19 protein-coding genes and 1 pseudogene are annotated in these 24,846 nt (G+C 66.1%); 14 read left to right on the top strand and 6 right to left on the bottom strand.

What is annotated here, in order from left to right; translation table 11 throughout:
• Positions 1-16: 16 nt before the first annotated feature.
• On the bottom strand, positions 17-1,519 hold the full coding sequence (locus BUB20358_RS21100) for an efflux transporter outer membrane subunit (RefSeq protein WP_035972491.1): 1,503 nt from the start codon (positions 1,517-1,519) through the stop codon (positions 17-19).
• An 84-nt stretch (positions 1,520-1,603) separates the two neighbouring features.
• Complete coding sequence (locus tag BUB20358_RS21095; RefSeq protein WP_035972489.1) at positions 1,604-2,098, bottom strand: MarR family winged helix-turn-helix transcriptional regulator; 495 nt, start codon at positions 2,096-2,098, stop codon at positions 1,604-1,606.
• A gap of 346 nt (positions 2,099-2,444) precedes the next feature.
• On the opposite strand from BUB20358_RS21095, the gene typA reads away from it, so the two are divergent.
• The 6 genes from typA (at position 2,445) to BUB20358_RS21065 (ending at position 12,131) form a co-directional block, all read left to right on the top strand.
• Positions 2,445-4,271, top strand: coding sequence for a translational GTPase TypA (typA, locus tag BUB20358_RS21090; RefSeq protein WP_006764484.1), 1,827 nt, complete (start codon positions 2,445-2,447; stop codon positions 4,269-4,271).
• A gap of 318 nt (positions 4,272-4,589) precedes the next feature.
• Positions 4,590-7,454 (top strand): 2-oxoglutarate dehydrogenase E1 component, encoded by a 2,865-nt coding sequence (locus BUB20358_RS21085; protein WP_006764483.1) that lies wholly within the window; start codon positions 4,590-4,592, stop codon positions 7,452-7,454.
• Between the two features lie 135 nt (positions 7,455-7,589).
• On the top strand, positions 7,590-8,867 hold the full coding sequence (gene odhB, locus BUB20358_RS21080) for a 2-oxoglutarate dehydrogenase complex dihydrolipoyllysine-residue succinyltransferase (protein WP_035972487.1): 1,278 nt from the start codon (positions 7,590-7,592) through the stop codon (positions 8,865-8,867).
• Between the two features lie 83 nt (positions 8,868-8,950).
• Positions 8,951-10,381 carry a dihydrolipoyl dehydrogenase gene (gene lpdA, locus BUB20358_RS21075; protein ID WP_006764481.1) on the top strand — a complete coding sequence of 477 codons (1,431 nt, stop codon included), beginning with the start codon at positions 8,951-8,953 and terminating at the stop codon, positions 10,379-10,381.
• A gap of 98 nt (positions 10,382-10,479) precedes the next feature.
• Positions 10,480-11,577, top strand: coding sequence for a cell division protein ZapE (gene zapE / locus BUB20358_RS21070; protein ID WP_006764480.1), 1,098 nt, complete (start codon positions 10,480-10,482; stop codon positions 11,575-11,577).
• Positions 11,578-11,720: 143 nt separating this feature from the next.
• Positions 11,721-12,131, top strand: coding sequence for a transposase (locus BUB20358_RS21065; RefSeq protein ID WP_006764479.1), 411 nt, complete (start codon positions 11,721-11,723; stop codon positions 12,129-12,131).
• Positions 12,132-12,232: 101 nt separating this feature from the next.
• Here the strand turns inward: BUB20358_RS21065 and BUB20358_RS21060 are convergent, their stop codons facing one another.
• From BUB20358_RS21060 to BUB20358_RS21045, 4 genes are all read right to left on the bottom strand, one after another.
• Positions 12,233-12,694 (bottom strand): DUF2147 domain-containing protein, encoded by a 462-nt coding sequence (locus BUB20358_RS21060; protein WP_035972485.1) that lies wholly within the window; start codon positions 12,692-12,694, stop codon positions 12,233-12,235.
• Positions 12,695-12,873: 179 nt separating this feature from the next.
• The gene (locus tag BUB20358_RS21055) at positions 12,874-14,559 is read right to left on the bottom strand and encodes a ShlB/FhaC/HecB family hemolysin secretion/activation protein (RefSeq protein WP_006764477.1); all 1,686 of its coding nucleotides are present in this window, start codon (positions 14,557-14,559) and stop codon (positions 12,874-12,876) included.
• A gap of 140 nt (positions 14,560-14,699) precedes the next feature.
• A complete protein-coding gene (locus BUB20358_RS21050; protein WP_035972483.1) occupies positions 14,700-16,040 on the bottom strand; it encodes a collagen-like triple helix repeat-containing protein in 1,341 nt (446 codons plus the stop codon).
• A gap of 40 nt (positions 16,041-16,080) precedes the next feature.
• Entirely contained in the window at positions 16,081-17,598 is a 1,518-nt protein-coding gene (locus BUB20358_RS21045) for a collagen-like triple helix repeat-containing protein (RefSeq protein ID WP_035972481.1), read from the bottom strand.
• Positions 17,599-18,260: 662 nt separating this feature from the next.
• On the opposite strand from BUB20358_RS21045, the gene BUB20358_RS21040 reads away from it, so the two are divergent.
• The 8 genes and pseudogenes from BUB20358_RS21040 to BUB20358_RS21005 all read left to right on the top strand — a co-directional run.
• Positions 18,261-18,485: a Flp family type IVb pilin gene (locus tag BUB20358_RS21040; RefSeq protein WP_035972479.1), complete on the top strand. Its 225-nt coding sequence runs from the start codon at positions 18,261-18,263 to the stop codon at positions 18,483-18,485.
• Positions 18,486-18,588: 103 nt separating this feature from the next.
• Entirely contained in the window at positions 18,589-19,089 is a 501-nt protein-coding gene (locus BUB20358_RS21035; protein ID WP_035973364.1) for an A24 family peptidase, read from the top strand.
• Positions 19,086-19,526, top strand: a complete 441-nt coding sequence (locus BUB20358_RS21030; RefSeq protein ID WP_035972475.1) for a TadE/TadG family type IV pilus assembly protein — start codon at positions 19,086-19,088, stop codon at positions 19,524-19,526. Before BUB20358_RS21035 ends, BUB20358_RS21030 begins: the two co-directional genes overlap by 4 nt.
• A 111-nt stretch (positions 19,527-19,637) precedes the next feature.
• Positions 19,638-20,564: a Flp pilus assembly protein CpaB gene (gene cpaB, locus BUB20358_RS21025; RefSeq protein ID WP_006764475.1), complete on the top strand. Its 927-nt coding sequence runs from the start codon at positions 19,638-19,640 to the stop codon at positions 20,562-20,564.
• A 64-nt stretch (positions 20,565-20,628) separates the two neighbouring features.
• The gene (locus BUB20358_RS21020) at positions 20,629-21,960 is read left to right on the top strand and encodes a type II and III secretion system protein family protein (RefSeq protein WP_035972473.1); all 1,332 of its coding nucleotides are present in this window, start codon (positions 20,629-20,631) and stop codon (positions 21,958-21,960) included.
• A 60-nt stretch (positions 21,961-22,020) separates the two neighbouring features.
• Positions 22,021-23,295 carry a fimbrial protein gene (locus tag BUB20358_RS21015; RefSeq protein WP_035973363.1) on the top strand — a complete coding sequence of 425 codons (1,275 nt, stop codon included), beginning with the start codon at positions 22,021-22,023 and terminating at the stop codon, positions 23,293-23,295.
• Between the two features lie 3 nt (positions 23,296-23,298).
• Complete coding sequence (locus BUB20358_RS21010; RefSeq protein ID WP_006764472.1) at positions 23,299-24,672, top strand: TadA family conjugal transfer-associated ATPase; 1,374 nt, start codon at positions 23,299-23,301, stop codon at positions 24,670-24,672.
• Positions 24,665-24,846, top strand: a pseudogene (locus tag BUB20358_RS21005) (type II secretion system F family protein); the annotation flags it as partial. The gene BUB20358_RS21010 and the pseudogene BUB20358_RS21005, both read left to right, overlap by 8 nt.

Here is a 24,846-nt window from a genome sequence, read left to right as displayed (position 1 = left end):
TAGTGGTGGCGCCGGCTCAGTTGGCGGCTTGCTTGGCCGGCGCGGCTGCGTCGGGCGCGGCGAGGCGCGTGCCGGTCGCGTCGAAGCCGCCGCCGAGCGCCTTGATCAGTGCGAGCTGCATGTCGCGCCGGCGCATCTTCAGGTTGGTCACCGTCTGCTCGGATGCGAGGCGGTTGCTGTCCGCGGTCAATACCTGCAGCTGCGGGGACAGGCCGGCCTTGTAGCGGATCACCGCGAGGTCGTACGCGCGCGTGGCCGCGTCGAGCGCACGCTGCGCGTCGCTCATCTGGCGGTCGATCGCGCGGATCGACGCGACCTGCGTGGCGACGTCGTTCAGCGCGCTGATCAGCGTCTGGTTGTAGTTCGCGACCGACAGGTCGAAGTCCGCATAACGACCCTTCAACTGCGCGCGCAGCGCACCGGCGTCGAAGATCGGCAGGTGGATCGCCGGGCCGAACTGCGCCTGACGGCTTGCGAAGTTCAGGAATTTGCCCCAGCCGAACGCATCGAAGCCGAAGCCGGCCGCGAGGTTCACGTCGGGGAAGAACTCGGCCTTCGCTTCCTTCACGTCGTGCATCGCGGCCTCGACCTGCCAGCGCGCGGCGACGATGTCCGGGCGGCGTGACACGAGATCCGCCGGCAGATTGTCGGGCAGCGCGACCGCGCCGGTCGGATCCAGCACCGGTGCGGCGATCTGCAGCCCGCGGTCGGGGCCCTTGCCGAGCAGCGCGGCGAGCTGGTAGCGCACCGTCGTGATCTGGCCGTCGAGATCGGACAGCGACGCCTGCGTGGTCGCGATGTTGCCGCGCGCGGTCTGGCGTTCGACGTTCGTATCGAGACCGGCCGACACGCGGCCTTCGGTGATCTTGCCGACCGTCTCGCGGTTCGAGATTTCGCGTTGCGCGATGTCGCGCAGCGCATAGAGCTGCGCGAGCGAGTTGTAGGTGCGCGCGACCGACGACGCGAGCGTGATGCGTGCCTGCTGCATGTCGGCTTCGGCGGCTTTCTCCTGCGACACGGCGGTGCGCAGCCGCTCGCGGTTCTTGCCCCACAGATCGAGTTCCCACGACGCGCTGGCGAGCACGTTGTTCTCGCTGTACCACTGGCCGCCGTACGGCGGCGGAAACAGCGCGTTCGACGAATACAGCTCGCGCGTCCACGAGTAGCTCGCTTCCGCCTTCGGCAGCAGGTTCGAGCGCGACGATTCGATATACGACGACGCTTTCGCAATGCGCGCCTGCGCCTGCGCCTGCGCGATCGACGGATTGCCGGCGAGCGCTTCGTCGATCAGCTTCGGCAGCTGCGGATCGCCGAACTGGCTTGCCCAGTCGAGCGACGGCCATTGACCGCCTTGGGCGGGAAGACTCTGTGCGGTCTCGAATTGCGACGCGGGCGCGATCTGCTTGTCGCTCTTGATGCCGATGTAGTTTGCGCAGCCGGCCAGTGCGAGCGCGGCGACCGCCGCGGCGACGGCGGCGCGGCACGATCCGGCGCGCACGGACAACGGGGAGGTTTTCATCGCGCTGACCCCTGACTCGGAATGAATGATGGACACTGCAAGGATTTCCTTACATTAATCTGTCAAAAGTGATTGTTATGGCAACTATTGCGCGTTGGCGGTGCAGGCGGTCTCGCAATAGTTGCCGAGAATCCGCCGCAGCATGCTCTTGAGGAACCCGACTTCCTCCGGCGTAAAGCCGTCCAGCAACTGGTCCAGCACGCTGCGGAAGATCGCGGGCAGCCGCTCGGCCAGTGCGCGGCCTTCGTCGGTCAGCTCGAGGCGCACGACGCGACGGTCCTCGATGCTGCGTACGCGGCACAGCAGGCCGCGTTTCTCGACCCGGTCGAGCAGCCGCGTGACCGCGCTCGCGTCGATCGCGTATTCGCGCGCGAGCTCTGCGGCCGTCGAGCATTTGCCGACCGCGATCATGAACAGCATGCTCGCCTGCGTACCCGTGATGCCGAGCTCTTCCTGCGTGCGCTGCGTGACGAGATTCGTCATCAGCGACTTCACGCGCGACATCAGATAGCCGACGCTGTCGTTCATCTGATACGACGACAGCGGCGAAACGGGCGACTGGGAAGAAGAATCCGACATAAAACCCTGAGACTGCAATAGTTGACTAGGCAGCAGTATAGGCACAATTGCTTGCCGCGGCAAATGTTAATCGAACGGGTGTCGGCGCGCTTTGCACGCCGGAATTTCCTTATGGAGATAAGGGTCTTTGGCGCAGGCGCGCGTGCGGCGCGGGAGCGTAGCAGAGCGCGGCCGGCGGGAATCGCGCGAAGCAGGGCGGCAGATTCGGTCGATATGCTGCGTCGCACGGTGCGCGCGGCTCTCGACATCCTTGCGTGCTATAATTTGAGGCTTTCCAAGCTGCAACGCGCACGCACGTGAAGAACGAGCGTGCGCGTTTGCGCGTTCACACGATTTTCAGGTTTCTATGACCCGCGCCCTTCGCAACATCGCCATCATCGCCCACGTCGACCACGGCAAGACCACGCTCGTCGACCAACTGCTCCGCCAGTCCGGCACCTTCCGCGAGAACCAGCAGGTTGCCGAACGGGTGATGGACTCGAACGACATCGAAAAGGAGCGCGGGATCACGATTCTCGCGAAGAACTGCGCGGTCGAATACGAAGGTACGCACATCAACATCGTGGACACGCCGGGGCACGCGGATTTCGGCGGCGAGGTGGAGCGCGTGCTGTCGATGGTCGACTCGGTGCTGCTGCTGGTCGACGCGGTCGAGGGTCCGATGCCGCAGACGCGCTTCGTCACGAAGAAGGCGCTCGCACTCGGCCTGAAGCCGATCGTCGTCGTCAACAAGATCGATCGTCCGGGCGCGCGGATCGACTGGGTCATCAACCAGACGTTCGACCTGTTCGACAAGCTCGGCGCGACCGAGGAGCAGCTCGATTTCCCGATCGTCTACGCATCGGGCCTGAACGGCTACGCATCGCTCGATCCGGCTGCGCGCGAAGGCGACATGCGCCCGCTGTTCGAGGCGATCCTCGCGCACGTGCCGGTTCGCCCGGCCGATCCCGACGCGCCGCTCCAGCTGCAGATCACGTCGCTCGATTATTCGACGTACGTCGGCCGGATCGGCGTGGGCCGCATCACGCGCGGCCGCATCAAGCCGGGCCAGCAGGTCGTGATGCGCTTCGGTCCGGAAGGCGAGGTGCTGAACCGCAAGATCAACCAGGTGCTGTCGTTCAAGGGGCTCGAGCGCGTGCAGGTCGAGTCGGCCGAAGCCGGCGACATCGTGCTGATCAACGGCATCGAAGACGTCGGCATCGGCGCGACGATCTGCGCGGTCGAAGCGCCTGAAGCGCTGCCGATGATCACCGTCGACGAGCCGACGCTGACGATGAACTTCCTCGTCAATTCGTCGCCGCTCGCGGGCCGCGAAGGCAAGTTCGTGACGAGCCGCCAGATCCGCGACCGCCTGATGAAGGAGCTGAACCACAACGTCGCGCTGCGCGTGCGCGACACGGGCGACGAAACGGTGTTCGAAGTGTCCGGTCGCGGCGAGCTGCACCTGACCATCCTCGTCGAGAACATGCGTCGCGAAGGGTACGAGCTGGCCGTGTCGCGTCCGCGCGTCGTGATGCAGGAAATCGACGGCGTGAAGCACGAGCCGTACGAATTGCTGACCGTCGACGTCGAAGACGAGCATCAGGGCGGCGTGATGGAGGAGCTCGGCCGCCGTAAGGGCGAAATGCTCGACATGGCGTCGGACGGCCGCGGCCGCACGCGTCTGGAATACCGGATTCCCGCGCGCGGGCTGATCGGCTTCCAGAGCGAATTCCTGACGCTCACGCGCGGCACGGGCCTGATGAGCCACATTTTCGATTCGTATGCGCCGGTCAAGGAAGGCTCGGTCGGCGAGCGCCGCAACGGCGTGCTGATCTCGCAGGATGACGGCGCGGCGGTCGCGTATGCGCTGTGGAAGCTGCAGGACCGCGGCCGCATGTTCGTGAAGCCGGGCGATGCACTGTATGAGGGCATGATCATCGGGATCCACAGCCGCGACAACGATCTCGTCGTGAACCCGATCAAGGGCAAGCAGCTGACCAACGTGCGTGCGTCGGGCACCGACGAGGCCGTGCGTCTCGTGCCGCCGATCCAGATGTCGCTCGAATACGCGGTCGAATTCATCGACGACGACGAACTCGTCGAAGTGACGCCGCAGTCGATCCGTCTGCGCAAGCGCTTCCTGAAGGAGCACGAGCGTCGTCGCGCAAGCCGCGAAGCGTCGGTCGACTGATTGCCGCTCGCACGATCGCATGACGAAAGAAAGCCGCCTTCGGGCGGCTTTTTTGCTACTGCGCCGACGTGCATCAGCGGGCCTGCAAAACAATGTTTCAGCGGCTCGCGGCAATCCGGCAAAACCCCGTCGCGCGGCGCTTTCAGGCACGTGCGCGGTGAACTTCGGTATCGGTTCTGTGATATGCTGCGCGCACGCAAGTTTTAGGTCCTTCCAAGCAAGACTTGATTCGCGCAATCCGCTAAACGGTCAGGCCGTGTCGCGGAAGGTTGAGTAACCCGCTATTTCTCGAGAAGCTCGAAGAAAGGTGAGCGTAAAATGTCAGATGTAATGAAGCAGTTTCAGCTGAACTCCTATCTGTTCGGCGGCAATGCTTCGTACGTAGAAGAACTGTACGAAGCATATCTCGATAATCCGGCGTCAGTGCCCGAGAACTGGCGAGAGTATTTCGACGCGTTGCAGAACGTTCCTGCGACGGACGGTTCGAATGCCAGCGACGTGGCGCATCACCCGATCGTCGAGTCGTTTGCCCAGCGCGCGAAGGCCAATGCCTTCATCCCGCGCGAAAGCGGCACCAATCTGGCAACTGCGCGCAAGCAAGTCCACGTCCAGTCCCTCATCAGCGCATATCGCTTCCTCGGCTCGCAATGGGCCAATCTCGATCCCCTGAAGCGCCGCGAACGTCCCGCCATTCCCGAGCTCGAACCCGCGTTCTACGACTTCTCCGAAGCCGACCTCGACCAGACTTACAGCGCGAGCAACCTGTACTTCGGTTTCGATCAGGCGTCGCTGCGCGACATCGTCAAGGGCCTGCGCGACACCTATTGCGGCACGATCGGCGCCGAGTTCATGTACATCAGCGATCCGGAGCAGAAGCGCTGGTGGCAGGAGCGGCTCGAATCGATCCGCGCGACGCCGAATTTCTCGGCCGACAAGAAGAAGCACATCCTGAATCGCCTGACGGCCGCCGAAGGCCTCGAGCGCTATCTGCACACCAAGTACGTCGGCCAGAAGCGCTTCTCGCTCGAAGGCGGCGAAAGCTTCATCGCCGCGATGGACGAAGTGGTTCAGCACGCGGGCAAGAAGGGCGTGCAGGAAATCGTCATCGGCATGGCGCACCGCGGCCGTCTGAACGTGCTCGTCAACACGCTCGGCAAGATGCCGGCCGACCTGTTCGCCGAATTCGAAGGCAAGCACGTCGACGACTTGCCGGCCGGCGACGTGAAGTATCACAAGGGCTTCTCGTCGGACGTGTCGACGGAAGGCGGCCCGGTTCACCTGTCGCTCGCGTTCAACCCGTCGCACCTCGAAATCGTGAATCCGGTGGTCGAGGGTTCCGCGAAGGCGCGGATGGACCGCCGCGGCGACGAAGACGGCACGCAGGTACTGCCGGTGCAGATCCACGGCGACGCGGCCTTCGCGGGCCAGGGCGTCGTGATGGAAACGCTGAACCTCGCGCAGACGCGCGGCTACGGCACGCACGGCACGCTGCACATCGTCATCAACAACCAGATCGGCTTCACGACGTCCGACCCGCGCGATGCGCGCTCGACGCTGTACTGCACCGACGTCGTCAAGATGATCGAGGCGCCGGTACTGCACGTGAACGGCGACGATCCGGAAGCCGTCGTGCTGGCGACGCAGATCGCGATCGACTACCGGATGCAGTTCCACAAGGATGTCGTGATCGACATCGTCTGCTTCCGCAAGCTGGGTCACAACGAGCAGGACACGCCGGCCGTCACGCAGCCGCTGATGTACAAGAAGATCGCCCAGCACCCGGGCACCCGTGCGCTGTATGCCGAGAAGCTCGTGCAGCAGGGCGTGATCACCGCGGAAGACGCCGACAACTACGTGAAGGCGTACCGCAAGGCGATGGACGACGGTCACCACACCGTCGATCCGGTGCTGTCGAACTACAAGAGCAAGTACGCAGTCGACTGGGTGCCGTTCCTGAACCGCAAGTGGACGGACGCAGCCGACACGGCCGTGCCGCTCGCCGAGCTGAAGCGTCTCGGCGAACGCATCACGACGGTTCCGGAAAACTTCAAGGTTCACCCGCTCGTCGAGCGCGTGATCAACGATCGCCGCAACATGGCGCGCGGCGACCAGCCGCTCGACTGGGGCATGGCCGAGCACCTCGCGTTCGCATCGCTCGTCGCATCGGGCTATGCAGTGCGCCTGACGGGCCAGGACTCGGGCCGCGGCACGTTCACGCACCGTCACGCGGTGCTGCACGATCAGAACCGCGAGCGCTGGAACGACGGCACGTACGTGCCGCTGCAGAACATCGCCGACGGCCAGGCGAAGTTCACGGTGATCGACTCGGTGCTGTCGGAAGAAGCCGTGCTGGGCTTCGAATACGGCTACTCGACCGCCGAGCCGAACACGCTCGTGCTGTGGGAAGCGCAGTTCGGCGACTTCGTCAACGGCGCGCAGGTCGTAATTGACCAGTTCATCTCGTCGGGCGAAGTGAAGTGGGGCCGCGTGTCGGGTCTCACGATGCTGCTGCCGCACGGCTACGAAGGCCAGGGTCCGGAACACTCGTCGACCCGCATCGAGCGTTTCCTGCAGCTGTGCGCGGATCACAACATGCAGGTCGTCCAGCCGACGACGCCGGCGCAGATCTTCCACCTGCTGCGCCGCCAGATGATCCGTCTGTTCCGCAAGCCGCTGATCGTCGCGACGCCGAAGTCGCTGCTGCGTCACAAGGAAGCCGTGTCGGATCTGTCGGAACTGGCGAAGGGTTCGTTCCAGCCGGTGCTCGGCGAAATCGACGGCGGCATCGACGCGAAGAAGGTCAAGCGCGTGCTGGTCTGCTCGGGCCGCGTGTACTACGACCTCGTCGCGCATCGCCGCGAAGCGAAGGCGAACGACGTGGCGATCATCCGGATCGAACAGCTGTACCCGTTCGCGCACAAGCAGTTCGAAGCCGAAATGAAGAAGTATGAAAACGCGACGGAAGTGGTCTGGGTGCAGGACGAGCCGCAGAACCAGGGTCCCTGGTTCTACGTCGAGCACCATCTGAAGGAAGGCATGAAGGAAGGGCAGAAGCTGGCATACAGCGGCCGTCCGGCTTCGGCCTCGCCGGCGGTCGGCTACTACGCGAAGCACTACGAGCAGCAGAAGGCCCTCGTCGAAGGTGCTTTCGGCCGCCTGAAGAGCGCGTCGATCGCGAAATAACCGGCGCAAGCGACACGGGAAGGCGCGGCGCGCTTTCCCGTTTCGTTCGGCCCGCCGCGCGCTCGACGCGGCGCGCCGGCCGAACGCGTCGCACGAACCTCGTCATTACCCAGATTAAGCATCCAGGAAAATCACATGGCTATCGTAGAAGTCAAAGTCCCCCAGCTTTCGGAGTCGGTTTCGGAAGCCACCATGCTGCAGTGGAAGAAGAAGCCGGGCGAAGCAGTCGCGCAGGACGAAATCCTGATCGAGCTCGAGACCGACAAGGTCGTGCTCGAAGTGCCGGCACCGGCCGCGGGCGTGCTCGCGCAAGTGCTGCAGAACGACGGTGACACGGTCGTCGCCGATCAGGTGATCGCGACGATCGACACCGAAGCGAAGGCGGGCGCGGCCGAAGCAGCGGCCGGCGCCGCCGAAGTCAAGCCGGCGGTCGCGCCGGCCGCCGCACCGGCACCGGCTGCGCAGCCGGCTGCCGCAGCGAGCGCATCGTCGACCGCCGCATCGCCGGCGGCAGCGAAGCTGCTCGCCGAGAAGGGCCTGTCCACGGCCGACGTCGCAGGCTCGGGCCGCGACGGCCGCGTCACGAAGGGCGACGCGCTGGCCGCAGGCAGCGCGCCGAAGGCCGCTCCGGCCGCCGCACCGGCGAAGGCCGCCGCGAAGCCGGCGCTGCCGGAAGTGAAGGTGCCGGCATCGGCGACGACGTGGCTCAACGATCGTCCGGAACAGCGCGTGCCGATGTCGCGTCTGCGTGCGCGTATCGCCGAGCGTCTGCTCGAATCGCAGCAGACCAACGCGATCCTGACGACGTTCAACGAAGTGAACATGCAGCCGGTCATGGACCTGCGCGCGAAGTACAAGGACAAGTTCGAGAAGGAACACGGCGTGAAGCTCGGCTTCATGTCGTTCTTCGTGAAGGCGGCCGTGCACGCGCTGAAGAAGTTCCCGCTCGTGAACGCGTCGATCGACGGTAACGACATCGTCTATCACGGCTACTTCGACATCGGTATCGCGGTCGGTTCGCCGCGCGGCCTCGTCGTGCCGATCCTGCGCAACGCGGATCAGCTGAGCCTCGCCGAGATCGAGAAGCAGATCGCCGAATTCGGCCAGAAGGCGAAGGACGGCAAGCTGTCGATCGAGGAAATGACGGGCGGTACGTTCTCGATCTCGAACGGCGGCGTGTTCGGCTCGATGCTGTCGACCCCGATCATCAACCCGCCGCAATCGGCAATCCTCGGCGTGCACGCGACGAAGGAGCGTCCGGTCGTCGAAAACGGCCAGATCGTGATCCGTCCGATCAACTATCTCGCGCTGTCGTACGACCACCGGATCATCGACGGTCGCGAAGCCGTGCTGTCGCTCGTCGCGATGAAGGACGCGCTCGAAGATCCGGCCCGCCTGCTGCTCGACCTGTAAGCTGAGTCTCACCGCATTGACCCGCTCCGCACGCGCGCGCGCCACCGCGCGCTCGTGCGGACGCACCAGTAGAAAGGATTGCCATGTCCAAGGAATTTGACATCGTCGTGATCGGCGCCGGCCCCGGCGGCTACATCGCCGCGATCCGCGCCGCGCAGCTGGGCAAGACCGTTGCCTGTATCGAGAAGTGGAAGAACCCGGCCGGCGCGCTGAAGCTCGGCGGCACGTGCCTGAACGTCGGCTGCATTCCGTCGAAGGCGCTGCTCGCGTCGTCGGAAGAGTTCGAGAACGCGCAGCATCATCTCGCCGACCACGGCATCAGCGTCGACGGCGTGAAGATCGACATCGCGAAGATGCTCGGCCGCAAGGATGCGATCGTCGAGAAGATGACGAGCGGGATCGAATTCCTGTTCAAGAAGAACAAGATTACGTGGCTGAAGGGCCACGGCAAGTTCACCGGCAAGACCGACGCCGGCGTGCAGATCGAAGTGAGCGGCGAGGGCGAAACCGAAGTCGTCACCGCGAAGAACGTGATCATCGCGACGGGCTCGAAGGCGCGTCATCTGCCGGGCATCCCGGTCGACAACAAGATCGTGTCGGACAACGAAGGCGCGCTGACGTTCGACTCGGTGCCGAAGAAGCTCGCGGTGATCGGCGCGGGCGTGATCGGCCTCGAGCTCGGCTCGGTGTGGCGCCGTCTCGGCGCCGAAGTGACGGTGCTCGAAGCGCTGCCGGCGTTCCTCGGCGCAGCCGACGAAGCGCTCGCGAAGGAAGCGGCGAAGCTGTTCAAGAAGCAGGGCCTCGACATTCACCTCGGCGTGAAGATCGGTGAAGTGAAGACGACCGCGAACGGCGTGTCGATCGCTTACACCGACAAGGACGGCAACGCGCAGACGCTCGACGCCGACCGCCTGATCGTGTCGGTCGGCCGCGTGCCGAACACCGACAACCTCGGTCTCGAGGCGATCGGCCTGAAGACGAACGAGCGCGGCTTCATCGACGTCGACGATCACTGCCGCACGGCCGTGCCGAACGTGTACGCGATCGGCGACGTCGTGCGCGGCCCGATGCTCGCGCACAAGGCGGAAGACGAGGGCGTGCTGGTCGCCGAAGTGATCGACGGCCAGAAGCCGCACATCGACTACAACTGCATTCCGTGGGTGATCTACACGTACCCGGAAATCGCGTGGGTCGGCAAGACCGAACAGCAGCTGAAGGCCGAAGGCCGCGAGATCAAGACCGGCAAGTTCCCGTTCTCGATCAACGGCCGCGCGCTCGGGATGAACGCGCCCGACGGTTTCGTGAAGATGATCGCGGACGCGAAGACCGACGAGTTGCTCGGCGTGCACGTGATCGCGGCGAACGCGTCGGACCTGATCGCGGAAGCCGTGGTCGCGATGGAGTTCAAGGCGGCGTCGGAAGACATCGCCCGCATCTGCCATCCGCACCCGTCGATGTCGGAAGTGATGCGCGAAGCGGCGCTCGCCGTCGACAAGCGCTCGCTGAACAGCTGAGCGCGGTCTAGCGCCGGCCGGCCGTCGGCCGGCGCAGCCGTCTGATGACGAAGGCGGGCGGGGTTTCCCGCTCGCCTTCGTTTTTTCCGGTTTATCCGATGAACGTCACCGAATACTATGCGCGCGAACTGACCACGCGCGGCTATCAGTCCGATCCCGCGCAGCGCGCGGCCGTCGACCGCCTGCAGCGCTGCTACGACGAGTGGGTCGCGTACAAGGCGCGCCGCTCGAACGCGTTCAAGAAGCTCATCATCCATCCGGATCTGCCGCGCGGCGTCTACATGTGGGGCGGCGTCGGCCGCGGCAAGAGCTTCCTGATGGACAGCTTCTACGCGGTGGTGCCCGTGCAGCGCAAGACGCGTCTGCATTTCCACGAGTTCATGCGCGAAGTGCATCGCGAGCTCGAGGAGCTGAAAGGGCAGGCCGATCCGCTCGACGAGCTCGCGCGGCGCGTCGCGAAGCGCTACCGGCTGATCTGCTTCGACGAGTTCCACGTGTCCGACATCGCGGACGCGATGATTCTGTACCGGCTGCTCGACCGCCTGTTCACGAACGGCGTGCAGTTCGTGATGACGTCCAACTACGACCCGGACGATCTGTATCCGGACGGTCTGCATCGCGACCGTATGCTGCCGGCGATCGCGCTGATCAAGGAGAAGCTCGACGTGGTCAACGTCGATGCGGGCATCGACTACCGCCAGCGCACGCTCGCGCAGGTGCAGATGTATCACACGCCGCTCGGTGCGGAAGCGGATCGCGAGCTGCGCCATGCATTCGCGAAACTGGCGGCGGTGCCCGACGAAAGTCCGATCCTGCATATCGAAAAACGCGAGCTGAAGGCGCTGCGCAAGGCCGACGGCGTCGTGTGGTTCGATTTCGCGACGCTGTGCGGCGGTCCGCGTTCGCAGAACGACTATCTCGAGCTCGCGAGCCGCTTCCATGCGATCGTGCTGTCCGACGTGCCGCAGATGTCGCCGCGGATGGCGTCCGAAGCACGCCGCTTCACGTGGCTGATCGACGTGCTGTATGACCACAAGGTGAAGCTGCTGATGTCGGCGGCGGTGCCGGCCGAGCAACTGTACGTCGAAGGGCCGATGGCGAACGAGTTCGCGCGAACGGTATCGCGGATCGTCGAGATGCAGTCGAAGGAATATCTCGAAACGCCGCGGCGCATCGTCGATACGTCGCTGACCTGATCGCGATCGCGGGAACGGGCGCGATTCAAACGTCAATTCCGGTCAAATCCACCGATCGTCTCAGTAATTTCGGATTCGTCTTATATTCATCGCGGAGGTCGGTCGATATCGTTGCGTCATGGTTCCTAAGGCTGGAGATACCCATGACCCCGTACCGCGATCTGACCGACCATGAATGGCGCAGCGTTGCGCCGCTTCTGCCCGAAATGCAGCCGCGCACCGAGTTGCGCGGCCGTCCGTTGGCCAACACACGCGCCGTGCTCAACGGCGTGCTTTGGGTGATCTACAGCGGCGCGACGTGGTCCGCGATGCCGCGCCGCTACCCGTCGTATCAGACGTGCCATCGCCGCTTCAAGATCTGGCACGACACAGGTGCGTTGATGAACGTGATGCGCGAACTGTATGGGGACGCCGGCGTGAATCTGTGCAACGAGCTGGCCACGCGCATGCGCAAGCACACGCAATCGAAGGCGGCCGATGCGCGTCACGCTGCGGCGCCCGCATATCGCGCGCCGGGCACCTACGCGTCGGATGCGCTCAAGCATGCGGCCTGATACGCGTCCTCTTTCTCCTTGTCCGCTCGAAAAGAAAATCGGCCTGCGACGATGTCGTCAGGCCGATTTTCATTGAGCTGCGCGTTCCGACGCGCGCGGCGTTATTGCTGGCGAATCCAGGTCTGCGAGCGGCCGAGCAGCGATACGCCGATGTAGCCGCGTACGACGAGCTTCTGGCCGCCGTCTTCGAGCGTCATCTTGCACTTGTAGACCTTGCCGTTTTCGGGATCGAGGATGTTGCCGCCGTCCCAATGGTCGCCGTCCTTCTTCATCGCCTTGATGATCGTCATCCCCTTGATGAGCTGATCCTTGCGTTCGTCGGTGCAAGCGGTGCAGCGGCGATCGGGCGTGTCGTTCGCGCCGAGCCCCTTGACGACCTTGCCGGACAGCGTGCCGTCGCCGTCCTCGGAGATCTGCACGAGCGCCTTCGGCTGATGCGTGTTGTCGTCGATCGTCTGCCAGATGCCGACCGGGCTGTCGGCCTGCGCGTATGCAGACGCAGCGCCGGCGAGCAGTGCGCCGGCCACGGCGATCGCGCGCAACGGGCGATTCAGTTGAATCATTGTCGTCCTCCTTGTTTCGCATGTCGTATCGATTCGCCCGCACGACCGTCTGCATAGGACGGTGGCATGTTGCGGGCTTCGCCAGAATACGTGAAACGGTGCGCTGCGTTTGATAGAGGGGACTCTAATCGAAACGGCACCGCGAGGTGCCGTTCGAACGCACTGTCTGTGGTGCCGGATCAGTTGAGCTGATACGAGAAAGCCGCGTTCACGCGGGGGCTGCGCGATGCGCTTTCGACCGGTGCGTCGCCGATCGGCTTCGCGACGGACAGGTCGAGGCTGTAATAGCGGCTGTCCGTCAGCCGCACGCCCACGCCGACCGACGACAGGCGGCTCGGCGAAGGCGTGCCCGCGTGCAGGTACACGCGTGCCATGTCGTATGCGATGTACGGCGTGATCGACTTCATGTACGTCCAGCCCGGCGAGAATGCGCGATTGATTTCGACCGACATGCCCCATCCCGAGTCGCCCGACGTTTCGCCCGGCTGATAGCCGAGTGCGTAGCGCGTCGAGCCGAACGAGATCTGTTCGGACGTCGGCAGCGAGTCGGGGCTGTACTGGCCCGTCAGCGACACCGACGTACCGATCCGGAACGGCCATTCGTTGGTCTGCGTGAACGTCGCGCCGGTGCGCACGAACGTCAGCGAGATCGGACTCTCGATCGACGTCGTCGTCGTGCCCGACGTGACGTCCTGCGCCTTCGACGCGCCGAGGATATTGAAGCCCTTCGCGACGTTGACGCTCAGCTTCTGCGTCTGCTTCGGCGAAACGCTCGTGTAGTCGAGCTGCATCTGCAGCACGCGGACCTGCGAGCGGGTATCGAGCGTCGCGCCGGTGATCTGGTTCTGGTAGCGGTCCTCGTTGTGCGACGCATAGCCGGACACGGTGCCGAGCAGGCTGCGCTGGTTGTTCAGCAACAGCGGATACGAAGCCGAAAGACCGAGCTTCTCGTTCTTGACCGTGCGTTCGACGTACGACGGCAGCCCCGGATTGTCGGTCGGCTTGCCGCGATACGTGCTCGCGTCGAGCCGCGTAATGAGGCCGCTGCTGCCGACCGGCACCGAACCGCTGAATGCGAAGTAGGTCTGCTTGTCGCGTCCGGGCGGCGCGAGCGCCGAGATGCTCAGCTGTTCGCCGAACGACGTCAGGCCGTTTTCGGTCGCGGTAATGAGACCTTGCACGCCCGGGTGATTGAAGTCGATGCCGGTGCTGATGTTGAACGCCTTGCGATCGACTGCCAGTTCGAGCGTGGTCGCGCCGTCGGTCGTCTGCGGCGGCGGCACGTTGGCCTTTACCGTGACGCCCGGCAGCAGGCCGAACGTGTTCACGTAGCGCTCGAACGTCGCGCGGTGCAGCGGTCGGTCGGCCGTGATGTGCGCGGCGATCGCGCGGATCTTCGGTTCCATCGCGCCCGGCTTGCCGGTGACCTTGACGTCGGACACGTAGCCTTCGACGACCGTCACGCGCACGACGCCGTTCTCGAACGTCTGCGCGGGAATGAACGCGAACGACAGCGCATAGCCGCGCTCCTGGTACAGCTTCGTCACGCCGTTGGCCGTTTCGATCAGTTCGCCGATCGTGATGTCCTTGCCGACGAGCGGCGTGAAGCGCCGCGAAATCTCTTCGAACGGAACGGACTTCACGCCTTCGACCTGGAACGTGGCCGGCGTCAGATGACGCGACAGCAGCTCCTGGAGTTGCGGCGCCTGCGGCGCGACCTGCACGGTGACGTTCGGGCCGGCCTTCGGCGTGTTGATCTGCGGGAGAGAGTCGAGCGGGTTGCCCGCGACGCGTGTTTGTGCGTGTGCCGTGCCTGCTGCCGCGATGGCGAGCAGCAGCATCCAACTGTCGAGTCTGGATTTCATTGTTCTTCCTCGTAGGCCTTGCTTCTCATCTTTCTAATGTCGGCGCGCGACACCTCGGTGTCGTGCGCCGCGTACCGCATTGCCGGCCGTGCTCGTCCGCCGCGCCATTCGCTCCGGCTGCGAAGGCGCGGCCGTCCTTCTTACTTGCCGACGCTACCCAGCGTGCCCAGCAACCCCGTGACCGGCGCAAGCAGGCCCGTCGAACTGCCCGACGATGCCGAACCCGACACGCCGCCGACCAGCGACGTGATCGGCGCGAGCGGGCTCGACGTTCCCCCGGATCCCGCTGCGCTGCCCACCGTGCCGGTGACAGTATTGAGCAAACCGGTGACCGGCGCGAGCGGGTTCGCGCCGCCTGCGCCGCCCGTCGCGCCGCCGAGCGTGCCCGTGACCGTCGACACGAGGTTCGTGACCGGCGCGAGCGGGCCGCCGCTCGTGCCGCCGACTGCGCCCGTGAGCGAACCGAGCGGCGTCGAGCCGAGGCCCGACAGCAGCCCGCCGAGCGGATTCGTCGAGCCGGAACCCGACGACGTGCCGTTCTGCACCGTTGCGGTCGACCCGCCGACGAGGCTCGTGAGCAGACCGGGAATCGGCGCGGCTCCGTTCGGGCCGTTCGGGTTGACGAGGCCGCCTGCGTTCGTCACGGTGTTGCCGACCGCGGTGACGAGCTGGCCGACGTCGCCGACGAGCGGCTGATTCGACGTGCTCGCGACCTGCTTGCCGGCCGAGCTGATCGCGCCGCCGATCTGGCCGAGCAGCCCCGATACGGGCTGGCCGAGACCGGTCGTCGTGCCGACCTGCTGCGTGAGCTGGCCGGCGGTGATCACGAGCGGCGTGATCGCCGAGCTCAGCGGTTGCGTCACTTGCTGCACGGCGCCCGACGACAGCGTCGAACCGACCGTCGTGCCGGCGGCCGATAGTCCGTTGGCGACGGTGTCGAGCACCGTGCCGACCGGCGTCGTCACAGGCGCGAGCGGTGCGAGCGGACCGGTGCCGAGCGCCTTGACCGTCGAGCTGAGGCCCGACACCGTATTGCTCGTTGCACCGACGACGTTGCCGAGGCCGGCGACCGTCGTGCCGACCGGATCCTTCGTCGAGCCGGTTTGGCCGAGGCCGTTGCTCAGCGCGTCCGCTGCCGCGCCGATGATCGTGCCGGTGCTCGCGAGCGTGCTGCCGACGCCCTTCGTCACGCCGTCGCCGACGCCCGGCAGGCTGATGTTGCCGACCGTGCTGCCGAGATCGCTGGCCGTCTGGCCGACGGTGCTGACGACGCCCTTGGTGCCGGCCGACGTACCGCTCGTACCGCTGGTGCCGCTCGTACCCGACGTGCCGCTCGTACCGTGCCCGCTGTTGTCGGTGGTCGGCGGTGCGCTGACGCTGTTGCCGCCGCATGCGGCGAGCAGGCAGGCCGCGGCGAACGCGGTGACGGGGACGCGCCACTGGCGCAGCGCGACCGTCTTCAGGGGATGTTGCTGGGACATGATGGACTCCTCGCTGTCTTGTCGATGGATGGATATCGGATTACTTGCCGCGCGTACCGCCGAGCAGGCCGCCGATCAGCGACGTGACAGGCGAGAGCAGATTCGACGACGAGCCCGAGTTCGTGACGGCACCCGTGCCGCCGCTCAGCGCCGGTGCGCCGACCGCGTTGGTGACCGTCGAGACGGCGCCCGTGACGGGCGCGAGCGGATTGCTGCCGCCCGCACCGCCGGTCGCGCCGCCGAGTGCGCCCGTGACGGCCGATACGAGGCCGGTGACGGGCGCGAGCGGGCCGCCGTTCGTGCCGCCCGTCACGCCGCCGAGCGCGCCGGTGACGGTGGATACGAGGCCCGTGACGGGCGCGAGCGGGCCGCCGTTTGTGCCGCCCGTCACGCCGCCGAGCGCGCCGGTGACGGTCGATACGAGACCCGTGACCGGTGCGAGCGGGCCGCTGCCGCCGCCCGCCGCGCCGCCGAGCGTGCCGGTAACCGTCGACACCAGACCCGTGAGCGGTGCGAGCGGATTCGTCACGCCGCCCGTGCCGCCGGTGAGCAGCCCGCCGACGACCTTCACCGTATTGCCCGTCGACGACACGGTGTTGCCGAGACCGGTCGTGACCGGATTGCCGCCGGTGGATGCGATCAGTGCGCCGGCCTGATTCAGGCCGTTGCCGAGCGTGCCGAGCAGCGTGTTGACCGGTGCGCCGAGTCCGGTGACCGTGCCGACCGTCTGCGTCGTCTGGCCGACCATCGTCGTGATCGGCGTGATCGCGGAGCTGACGGTCTGCGTCACCTGCTGGATCGGGCCCGTCGACAGCACGTTGGACAGCGTCGTGCCGCCGTTCGACACGGCGTTGCCGACGGTCGACACGAGGCCGCCCACGGCGCCCGTGACGGGCGCGAGCGGCGACAGCGGGCCGCTGCCGAGACTGGTGACGAGATTGCCGGTCTGCGTGACCGCGCCGCCGATCTGATTGACGACCGCGCCCGTGCTGGCGACCGTCGTGCCGACCGGGTCCTTGGTCGCGCCGAGCTGTCCGAGGCCGTTGCCCAGGCCGTTGCCGAGCGCGGTCACTGCGCCGCCGACGTTCTGCACGATGCCGCCGGCTGCCTGCGTCGTAGCCGGATTGACGCCGGGCAGCGATTGCCCGGCGATCACGTTGCCGAGGCCCGACACCGTATTGCCGACGCCGGTGACGAGATTGCTGCCGCTTGCGAGGACCTGTCCCACTGCGTTCGACGACACACCCGAGGTGCCGCTCGTGCCGCTGCTCGTTCCACTCGTCGAACCGCTGGTCGAACCGCTCGTGCTGCCGCTGGTCGAGCCGCTGGTGCCGCCGGACGTGCCGCCGCTCGTCGACCCGGACGTGCCGGAAGTACCGCCCGACGTCCCGCCGCCCGACGTGGAGATCGAATCGCCGCCGCCCGAGCTCGAGCCGCCGCCGAGCCCCTTGCTGATGGAGCCGGAACCGCCGCACGCGGAGAGGGAAAGCATGGCTGCCACGGTGGCCGCGATCAAAGTCGTCCGGAGCGCGCCATGAGGGATAAGCTGAGTGTTCATTTCGTCCTCGCATTAAAACCATGTTGTGTTGAGTGCTGCGCGGACTACTCTGCAACTGTCATGCCATCTTGATGCCCATCGTTTCGACGATCGTCTTTAAACGACGCAATTCCTTGTCGGAAAAGGAAAGCGGTGCGATTGAAGGATTGTTAAATCTGTTTAAGTCCGGCCAAGCGAGAATCGTGTGGGCGGTTTCGTAACGTAACGTCAGAACATCGGCGTTACGCGCGCGGCGTAACGTCGGGCACACGCGGGCCGGCAGCGCGATCGGACTGTTTTACTGATGGATTAGGCGTCCACATCTAACCTATCGTAAATCCTATGTGTAAGCCGTACCGAAACGCCGTACAAATAGGTCGGCTGCCGGTCGTTTTTTCGGTCCGACGTGGTGAAAGAGGTTGGAACTTGAATTGGATCGGATATAGAATCGGCGGCGGTGTGAGCGTTGTACGGTCCGGTACACGGCGTTCGAGGAGGGTCACTATCGCGAATGTTAACTTGCATCAAATCATGTGACATGCCCTTCGGGGCGACCTATAAAGAAAGCGCACCTGGTTGTCGCTGCAGCGCATGTAGCGGCCGACGCGGGGCAAGGGCCGGATATGCGAGGATGTACGGCGTATAAAAGGCCATAGAACGTACATACAGGCACGAGGAATAAAATGAAAGCAATCATCAAGCGTTTCATAAAGGAAGAAAACGGGGTGACCGCGATCGAGTACGGCCTCATCGCGGGACTGATCGCTGTGGCCATCGTGGCGGGGGTGACGTCGATCGGGGGCAGTCTCGGCAATATGTTCACGAACCTGGGCACCTGTATTTCTTCGCCTTCGACGGCCAATAACTGCTCGACCTCCAGTATTTTCAAGTCGGCCTCCAGCACCTGAGTTTGATTGCGGCGGCGTCAATTAAAAGCCGCGTTCATCGATAGCGGGCGGATTGCGTTATGGCAATCCGCCCGTCGCGGCATGCGCAATCGGGTGCGATGCGATGGCACATTTTGTTTTCAGCGGGGCATTCCTGGCCTGGATGACATTCGTCGCGGCCAGTGATATCCGTTTTCGGCGTATTTCCAATGCACTGGTCATGGTGGGACTGACCGGTGCGCTCGCGGGCGCATTCATCGGCGCGAATCCGTTCGGCATCTCCGCGATGCAGGCGGCGCTCGGCATGCTGGCCGGGCTCGTCGGCCTTTTCCCGTTCTTCCTGCTGCGCGTGATGGGCGCGGCAGACGTGAAGATTTTCGCGGTGCTCGGCGCGTGGTGCGGTGCGCATGCATTGCTGTGGCTCTGGGTTGCCGCGAGCGTGGCGGCCGGCATTCACGCACTCGTCGTGATGCTGCTGTCGCGCACGCCGATCGGTGCATTGTGGCGACGTGGCGCGCCCGCACTGACGCTCGGCGGCTATCGGGCGACACCGTATGCGGCGTGCGTCGCGGTACCGGCCGCGGCATGGCTCGTCTATCTCGTCGCAACCGGGAGCGTGCGATGAAACGGCAAACACAGCGACGCGGATACCGAAGCCAGCGCGGCGCGACCGCCGTCGAGTTCGCGATCATCTTTCCGCTCTTCTTCGTCATTTCGTACGCGATCCTGTGTTTCGGGATGATCTTCGTGATTCAGCAGAGCCTGACGTTCGCCGCGACCGAAGGCGCGCGCGCGGGCCTCAGCTATGCCGCCGATCTCGATGCGCGCATGACAAACGCACGCACGACTGCGCGCAACGTCGTGGGCTGGCTGAACGTCGGTGCGCCGACCGTCGCGGCGCCGCCGTGCAATTACGGTTCGGCGCCGGTGCCGTACTGCCTGACCGTCACCGTGAGCTACTCGCCGGACGCGTGGGTATCGACGATGCCGTTCGTCGGCACGATCCTCACGCAGCCGCTGACCAGCACGGCGGTCGTGCAGATTCCGCAGTCGATGCTATGAGTCCGACATCATGACGAGCCGCCCGCTTTCCCCTGCGAATCGCACGAATCATACGCATCGCACGACGACGAAGACTCGCCTGCACCCACATTCCGGCACCCCAACGAAAACATGGCCAACAACCTGACGAAGATCATCGCGGGGCTACTGATCGCGATCGCCGTTCTGCTCGGCGCGTATGCGTGGATGCTCGGACGCAGCTCGCCGGCTCCGGCGCCGGCCCCGCAGATCGTCGCGGCGAACCCGATGCCGTTCGTGATCGCGACGCGCACGCTGCCTGCCGGCCAGCCGATCGCGGCGGATGCGCTGAAGGTGCAGTCGACGACGTCGATTCCCGCCGGCGCATTCGCCAATCCGGGCGAGGTCGTCGGACGGGTGCCGGCGAAGGACATTGCCGCGTCGTCGCCGATCGTCGCGGGTGCGCTCGTGTCGGGGCTCGCCGAAGACGTGCAGCCGGGCGAGCGGGCGGTCGCCATTCGCGTCGACGAGACGAACGCGGTCGCGAACCGGTTGCGGCCCGGCAACTTCGTCGACGTATTCCTGAATCTGAAGCGCGACGGCGGCGGCGCGATGCTCGACGGCGAAATCTCGCAGACGCAGGCGCGCCTGCTGTTGTCGAGAGTGCGCGTGCTGTCGTTCGGCGATGCGACGCCCGAGCGCGACAGCGGAAGCAGTACGAACGGCAGCAACGGCCAGCCGTCGAGCGTACGCATCGCGGTGCTCGCCGTGCCGACCGCGCAGGTGGATGCGCTGACGCTCGGCGAAGCGAGCGGCCGCCTGACGCTCGCGTTGCGCAATCCGCGCGACGACGAACTCGCGACGCAGACGGTCGCGGTGCGCACCGACAACAAGCGGTCGCCGTCGGCGCTCGCGGCGGCCGGCGTATCGCTGCAGCAGTTGTCCGGCACGCCGCGCAATCCGGTGGCCAGCGTGAGCGTGCCGCCGCTGCCGTCCCGACTGCCGCCGGCGGCCGGGCCGAGCGCGGGCGGCAGCATTGAAGTGATACGCGGCGGCCGGTCGGAAACGGTGGCTTACTGAACGATATCGACGCGCTCGATATCGGCGACGACACGTAACGGGCCGCGACACGGCCTAACGCACGATGAAAAACACACTGCTTGCATTCGCGATTGCTGTCTGGACCATGACGTTCGCGTCGCTCGCCGGCGCGAGCGGCACGATCGAGCTCGCGGTCGGTGCGCAGCGGCAGATTTCGGCCGGCCGCGCGTTGCAGCGCGTCGCGGTCGGCGATCCGGCGGTCGCCGACGTGCTGATCATGAAGGGCAGCCGCTCGGGATCGGTGCTGCTGGTCGCGAAAGCGCCGGGCGCGACGAACGTGATGCTGTGGGAGCGCGGCCGCGACGAGCCGACGGTCTGGAACGTCGAGGTCGTCGATGCAGCCGCGCAGGCGGTGCTCGACGGTTCCACGCCGCGCGTGAACGCGTACGGCGGGACGGCCGTGCTGCGCGGCACCGCGGCGTCGCTCGACGCGCACGAACGCGCGGCGGCAGTCGCCAAGAACACGGCCGCCAAAGGCGCGATCGTCGACCGCTCGACGGTCGCGGGCAAGAACGTCGTGCAGGTCGACGTACGCGTGGTCGAATTCAGCCGTTCGGTGCTCAAGCAGGTCGGATTCAACTTCTTCAAGCAGAGCAACGGCTTCTCGTTCGGCTCGTTCTCGCCGGGCGGCGTGCAGTCGTACAGCGGCGGAAACGGCCCGGGCACCGGCGGCTACGTGCCGACGCTCGGCGCGCCGGTCGCGTCCGCATTCAATCTGGTCGTGAACGCGGCCGGGCGCGGCATCTTCGCCGATCTGTCGCTGCTCGAAGCGAACAATCTCGCGCGCGTGCTCGCGGAGCCGACGCTCGTCGCGCTGTCCGGCCAGAGCGCGAGCTTCCTCGCGGGCGGCGAGATTCCGGTGCCGTCTCCGCAAGGGCTCGGCTCGACCGCGATTCAGTGGAAGCAGTACGGCGTCGGCCTCACGCTGACGCCGACGGTGCTGAACCCGAACCGGATCGCGCTGAAGGTCGCACCCGAGTCGAGCCAGCTCGACTTCGTGAACAGCGTGACGATCAGCGGCGTCGCGGTGCCGGGCATCACGACGCGCCGCGCGGATACGACGGTCGAGCTCGGCGACGGCGAGAGCTTCGTGATCGGCGGGCTGATCGACCGGCAGACGATGTCGAACGTGAGCAAGGTGCCGCTGCTCGGCGATCTGCCGATCATCGGCACGTTCTTCAAGAATCTGAACTACCAGCAGAACGACAAGGAACTGCTGATCATCGTGACGCCGCATCTTGTCGCGCCGATCGCGAAGGGCGCCGTGCTGCCTGCGACGCCGGGCGAGCTGTCGGAGCAGCGCAACGGGCCGGTCTGGCGCTCGTATCTGGGCGGCGCCGCGTCGCCGGATGCCGCGCCGGGGTTTTCGAAATGAGTGCGCAGCGTCGGGCGGCGCGATGCATCGGCACGCGTTGCGTAATCGGGGATGTCGAACATGAATGCGCGAACCCAATCATTGTGTGAACCTGCCGTGACCGACTATTTCGTCTGCGCGTCGCAACAAGAGGCACACGTCCGGTGGCTCGCCGATACGCTCGTGTCGGCCGGCGCGGTCGAACGCGCGACGCTCGACCCGGCGGTGCTCGCACAGCGCATCGCGGGGCTCAATCCGTCGCTCGTGTTCATCGATTTTTCGGGCGGTACTACGGCGGCGAGCATTGCGGCCGCCGCAGTACGCGCGTCGCACCCCGGATTGCCGATCGTCGCGCTCGGTTCGCTCGCGCAGCCGGAGAGCACGCTCGCCGCATTGCGTGCGGGCGTGCGCGACTTCATCGACGTGTCGGCGCCCGCGGAGGATGCGCTGCGCACGACGCGCGGCCTGCTCGCGCACGTCGGCGAGCCGGCGAGCCGCCACGGCAAGCTGGTCGCGCTGCTGGGCGCGCGCGCGGGCATGGGCGTGAGCACGCTCGCGGCCAATCTCGCGGTCTGGCTGCAGAAGCATGCGGCGGCGCCGGGCGAAGGCGCCGAGCCGGCCGGCGCGGCGCCGGTCGCGCGTCAGACCGCGCTGCTCGATCTCGGCTTGCCGGCCGGCGACGGCGCGCTGTTCCTGAATACGCGGTGCGAATTCCACTTCGTCGATGCGGTCCACAACCTGCGCCGCATCGACCGCACGTTCGTGAATACCGCGCTGACCCGGCACGCGAGCGGCGTCGCGCTGACGACGCTGCCGCCCGACCTCGGCGGACTGCGCGACGTGTCGTATGCGTCGTGTGCGGGTTTGCTGAACCGGTTTCGTGCGTTCTTCGATCAGCAGGTCGTCGATCTCGGCGGCTTTACGAATCGCGAGTTCGTCGCGCAGATCGTCGCGCTGGCCGACGAAGCATGGCTCGTCTGCGATCAGGGCGTCGCGTCGATCGTGGCGGCGGCGGACCTGCTTGCCGATCTGCGCGACTCGGGCGTCGATATCGACCGTGTGCGGCTCGTCGTCAACCAGTACGACGCCGCGCTGACGCTGACGCCCGCGCAGATCGCGACGCGTCTCGGGCTGTCGCTGGTCGGCACGCTGCCGTCGCGGCGCGTCGCGATCGGCCAGGCGGCGAACCAGGGGCGGCTGATCGTCGACGTGGCCGAGCGCGACCCGTACGTGCGCGCGCTCGAGTCGCTCGCTGCGCGGCTGCCGGGCGTATCGGTGCGCGCGGGCGCGCCGCGCTCGGTATCCGGCCTGTCCGCGCTGAAGCGTTTCATTCAACCCTCGTCCAAGCGGTCCTAACCGATGGCACACGACATTCAATTCGCCGACGGCGCAGCGCCGTTCTCCCAGACGCAGCAATTCCACGACATCAAGAATGCCGCACACGAGCATTTGCTGACGCGTATCGAGGAGCTCGGCGCCGAGTTCGGCCGATGGTCGCGCCAGGCGATCAACCAGTTCGTCGATCTCGAGATCGACAGCTTCGTGCGCCTGCGCCGCATTCCGCTCAACGAGACGGAAGTGCGGACGATCGCCGACGCGCTGACGAAGGAGCTCGCCGGCTTCGGGCCGATCGAGGACCTGCTCGCCGACCCGGCCGTCGAGGACATCCTGATCAACGGCTACAACGACGTGTACGTGTCGCGTCACGGGATCCTGTCGAAGCTGCCGGTGCGCTTTACCGACAACGCGCATCTGCTGCGGATCGTGCGGCGCATCCTCGCGCCGATCGGCCGCCGTCTCGACGAGTCGAATCCGATGGTCGACGCGCGTCTGCCGGACGGCGGGCGCGTGAACGTCGTCATCGAGCCGCTGTCGATCGACGGCCCGGTCGTGTCGATCCGCAAGTTCCGCAAGGATCCGCTGAAGCCGGCCGACCTGCTCGGCAACGGTACGTACAACGACGAGATCGGCGCGCTGCTCGAAGCGGCGGTCGAGGCGCGCTGCAACATCCTCGTGTCGGGCGGCACGAGCTCCGGCAAGACGTCGCTGCTCAACGCGCTCGCGTTCCACATCCCGGAGCCCGAACGCGTGGTGACGATCGAGGACACGGCGGAACTGTCGCTGAACCACCCGCACGTCGTGCGGCTCGAGAGCCGTCCGGGCGGCTTCGACGGCAGCGGCGTCGTGACGATCCGCGACCTGCTGCGCAACACGCTGCGGATGCGGCCGGACCGGATCATCGTCGGCGAAGTGCGCGGCGGCGAAGTGCTCGAAATGCTGCAGGCGATGAACACCGGCCACGACGGCTCGATGGGCACCGTCCATGCGAGCTCGCCGCGCGAGTGCCTGTACCGGCTCGAGATGCTCGCCGGTTTCGCCGGCTTCCAGGGCACCGAGTCGAGCCTGCGGCGGCAGATCGCGAACGCGATCGATTTCATCGTGCAGATCGGCCGCCTGTCGAACGGGCGACGCCGGATCCTGTCGATCACCGAAGTCACCGGGCTGTCGGACAACATCATCGCGACGCAGGAGCTGTATCGCTACGACGCGCGCGTGACGCCGGACGGCGACGAGGTCGATCACTGGGAATCGCTCGGCATCCATCCGCATTCGCCGAAGCTCGCGCGCTTCCGTCAGACGCTGACGAGCGGCGGGTTCGGGGACGGCGGTTTCGGCGGCGGTTTCGGCGGCGGCGGTGGCTTCGGCCGCGGCGGCGGAGGCTTCAATGTATAGCGCCGCGCTCTGGCTGCTCGCGGTCGCGCTGCTTTGCATCGCGGCCGCGTTGACGCTGTGGCGCCATGCGGACGCGCGGCGCGTGCGTACCGATGCGAAGCGCTTCATCGACAGCCGGCTCGAGCCGGGCGCACGCGGGGCGGCCGCTGCTTCGCCCGCGCGCGCGGCAGCGGC

It is taken from the genome of Burkholderia dolosa, assembly GCF_902499135.1.
Lineage (GTDB): Bacteria > Pseudomonadota > Gammaproteobacteria > Burkholderiales > Burkholderiaceae > Burkholderia > Burkholderia dolosa.
This window is presented reverse-complemented; position numbering and strand designations above follow the sequence as displayed.

Coding starts and splice junctions, on each gene's coding strand:
- BUB20358_RS21100 (WP_035972491.1), bottom strand. CDS start 1,519: ATGAAAACCTCCCCGTTGTCCGTGCGCGCCGGATCGTGCCGCGCCGCC.
- BUB20358_RS21095 (WP_035972489.1), bottom strand. CDS start 2,098: ATGTCGGATTCTTCTTCCCAGTCGCCCGTTTCGCCGCTGTCGTCGTAT.
- typA (WP_006764484.1), top strand. CDS start 2,445: ATGACCCGCGCCCTTCGCAACATCGCCATCATCGCCCACGTCGACCAC.
- BUB20358_RS21085 (WP_006764483.1), top strand. CDS start 4,590: ATGTCAGATGTAATGAAGCAGTTTCAGCTGAACTCCTATCTGTTCGGC.
- odhB (WP_035972487.1), top strand. CDS start 7,590: ATGGCTATCGTAGAAGTCAAAGTCCCCCAGCTTTCGGAGTCGGTTTCG.
- lpdA (WP_006764481.1), top strand. CDS start 8,951: ATGTCCAAGGAATTTGACATCGTCGTGATCGGCGCCGGCCCCGGCGGC.
- zapE (WP_006764480.1), top strand. CDS start 10,480: ATGAACGTCACCGAATACTATGCGCGCGAACTGACCACGCGCGGCTAT.
- BUB20358_RS21065 (WP_006764479.1), top strand. CDS start 11,721: ATGACCCCGTACCGCGATCTGACCGACCATGAATGGCGCAGCGTTGCG.
- BUB20358_RS21060 (WP_035972485.1), bottom strand. CDS start 12,694: ATGATTCAACTGAATCGCCCGTTGCGCGCGATCGCCGTGGCCGGCGCA.
- BUB20358_RS21055 (WP_006764477.1), bottom strand. CDS start 14,559: ATGAAATCCAGACTCGACAGTTGGATGCTGCTGCTCGCCATCGCGGCA.
- BUB20358_RS21050 (WP_035972483.1), bottom strand. CDS start 16,040: ATGTCCCAGCAACATCCCCTGAAGACGGTCGCGCTGCGCCAGTGGCGC.
- BUB20358_RS21045 (WP_035972481.1), bottom strand. CDS start 17,598: ATGAACACTCAGCTTATCCCTCATGGCGCGCTCCGGACGACTTTGATC.
- BUB20358_RS21040 (WP_035972479.1), top strand. CDS start 18,261: ATGAAAGCAATCATCAAGCGTTTCATAAAGGAAGAAAACGGGGTGACC.
- BUB20358_RS21035 (WP_035973364.1), top strand. CDS start 18,589: ATGGCACATTTTGTTTTCAGCGGGGCATTCCTGGCCTGGATGACATTC.
- BUB20358_RS21030 (WP_035972475.1), top strand. CDS start 19,086: ATGAAACGGCAAACACAGCGACGCGGATACCGAAGCCAGCGCGGCGCG.
- cpaB (WP_006764475.1), top strand. CDS start 19,638: ATGGCCAACAACCTGACGAAGATCATCGCGGGGCTACTGATCGCGATC.
- BUB20358_RS21020 (WP_035972473.1), top strand. CDS start 20,629: ATGAAAAACACACTGCTTGCATTCGCGATTGCTGTCTGGACCATGACG.
- BUB20358_RS21015 (WP_035973363.1), top strand. CDS start 22,021: ATGAATGCGCGAACCCAATCATTGTGTGAACCTGCCGTGACCGACTAT.
- BUB20358_RS21010 (WP_006764472.1), top strand. CDS start 23,299: ATGGCACACGACATTCAATTCGCCGACGGCGCAGCGCCGTTCTCCCAG.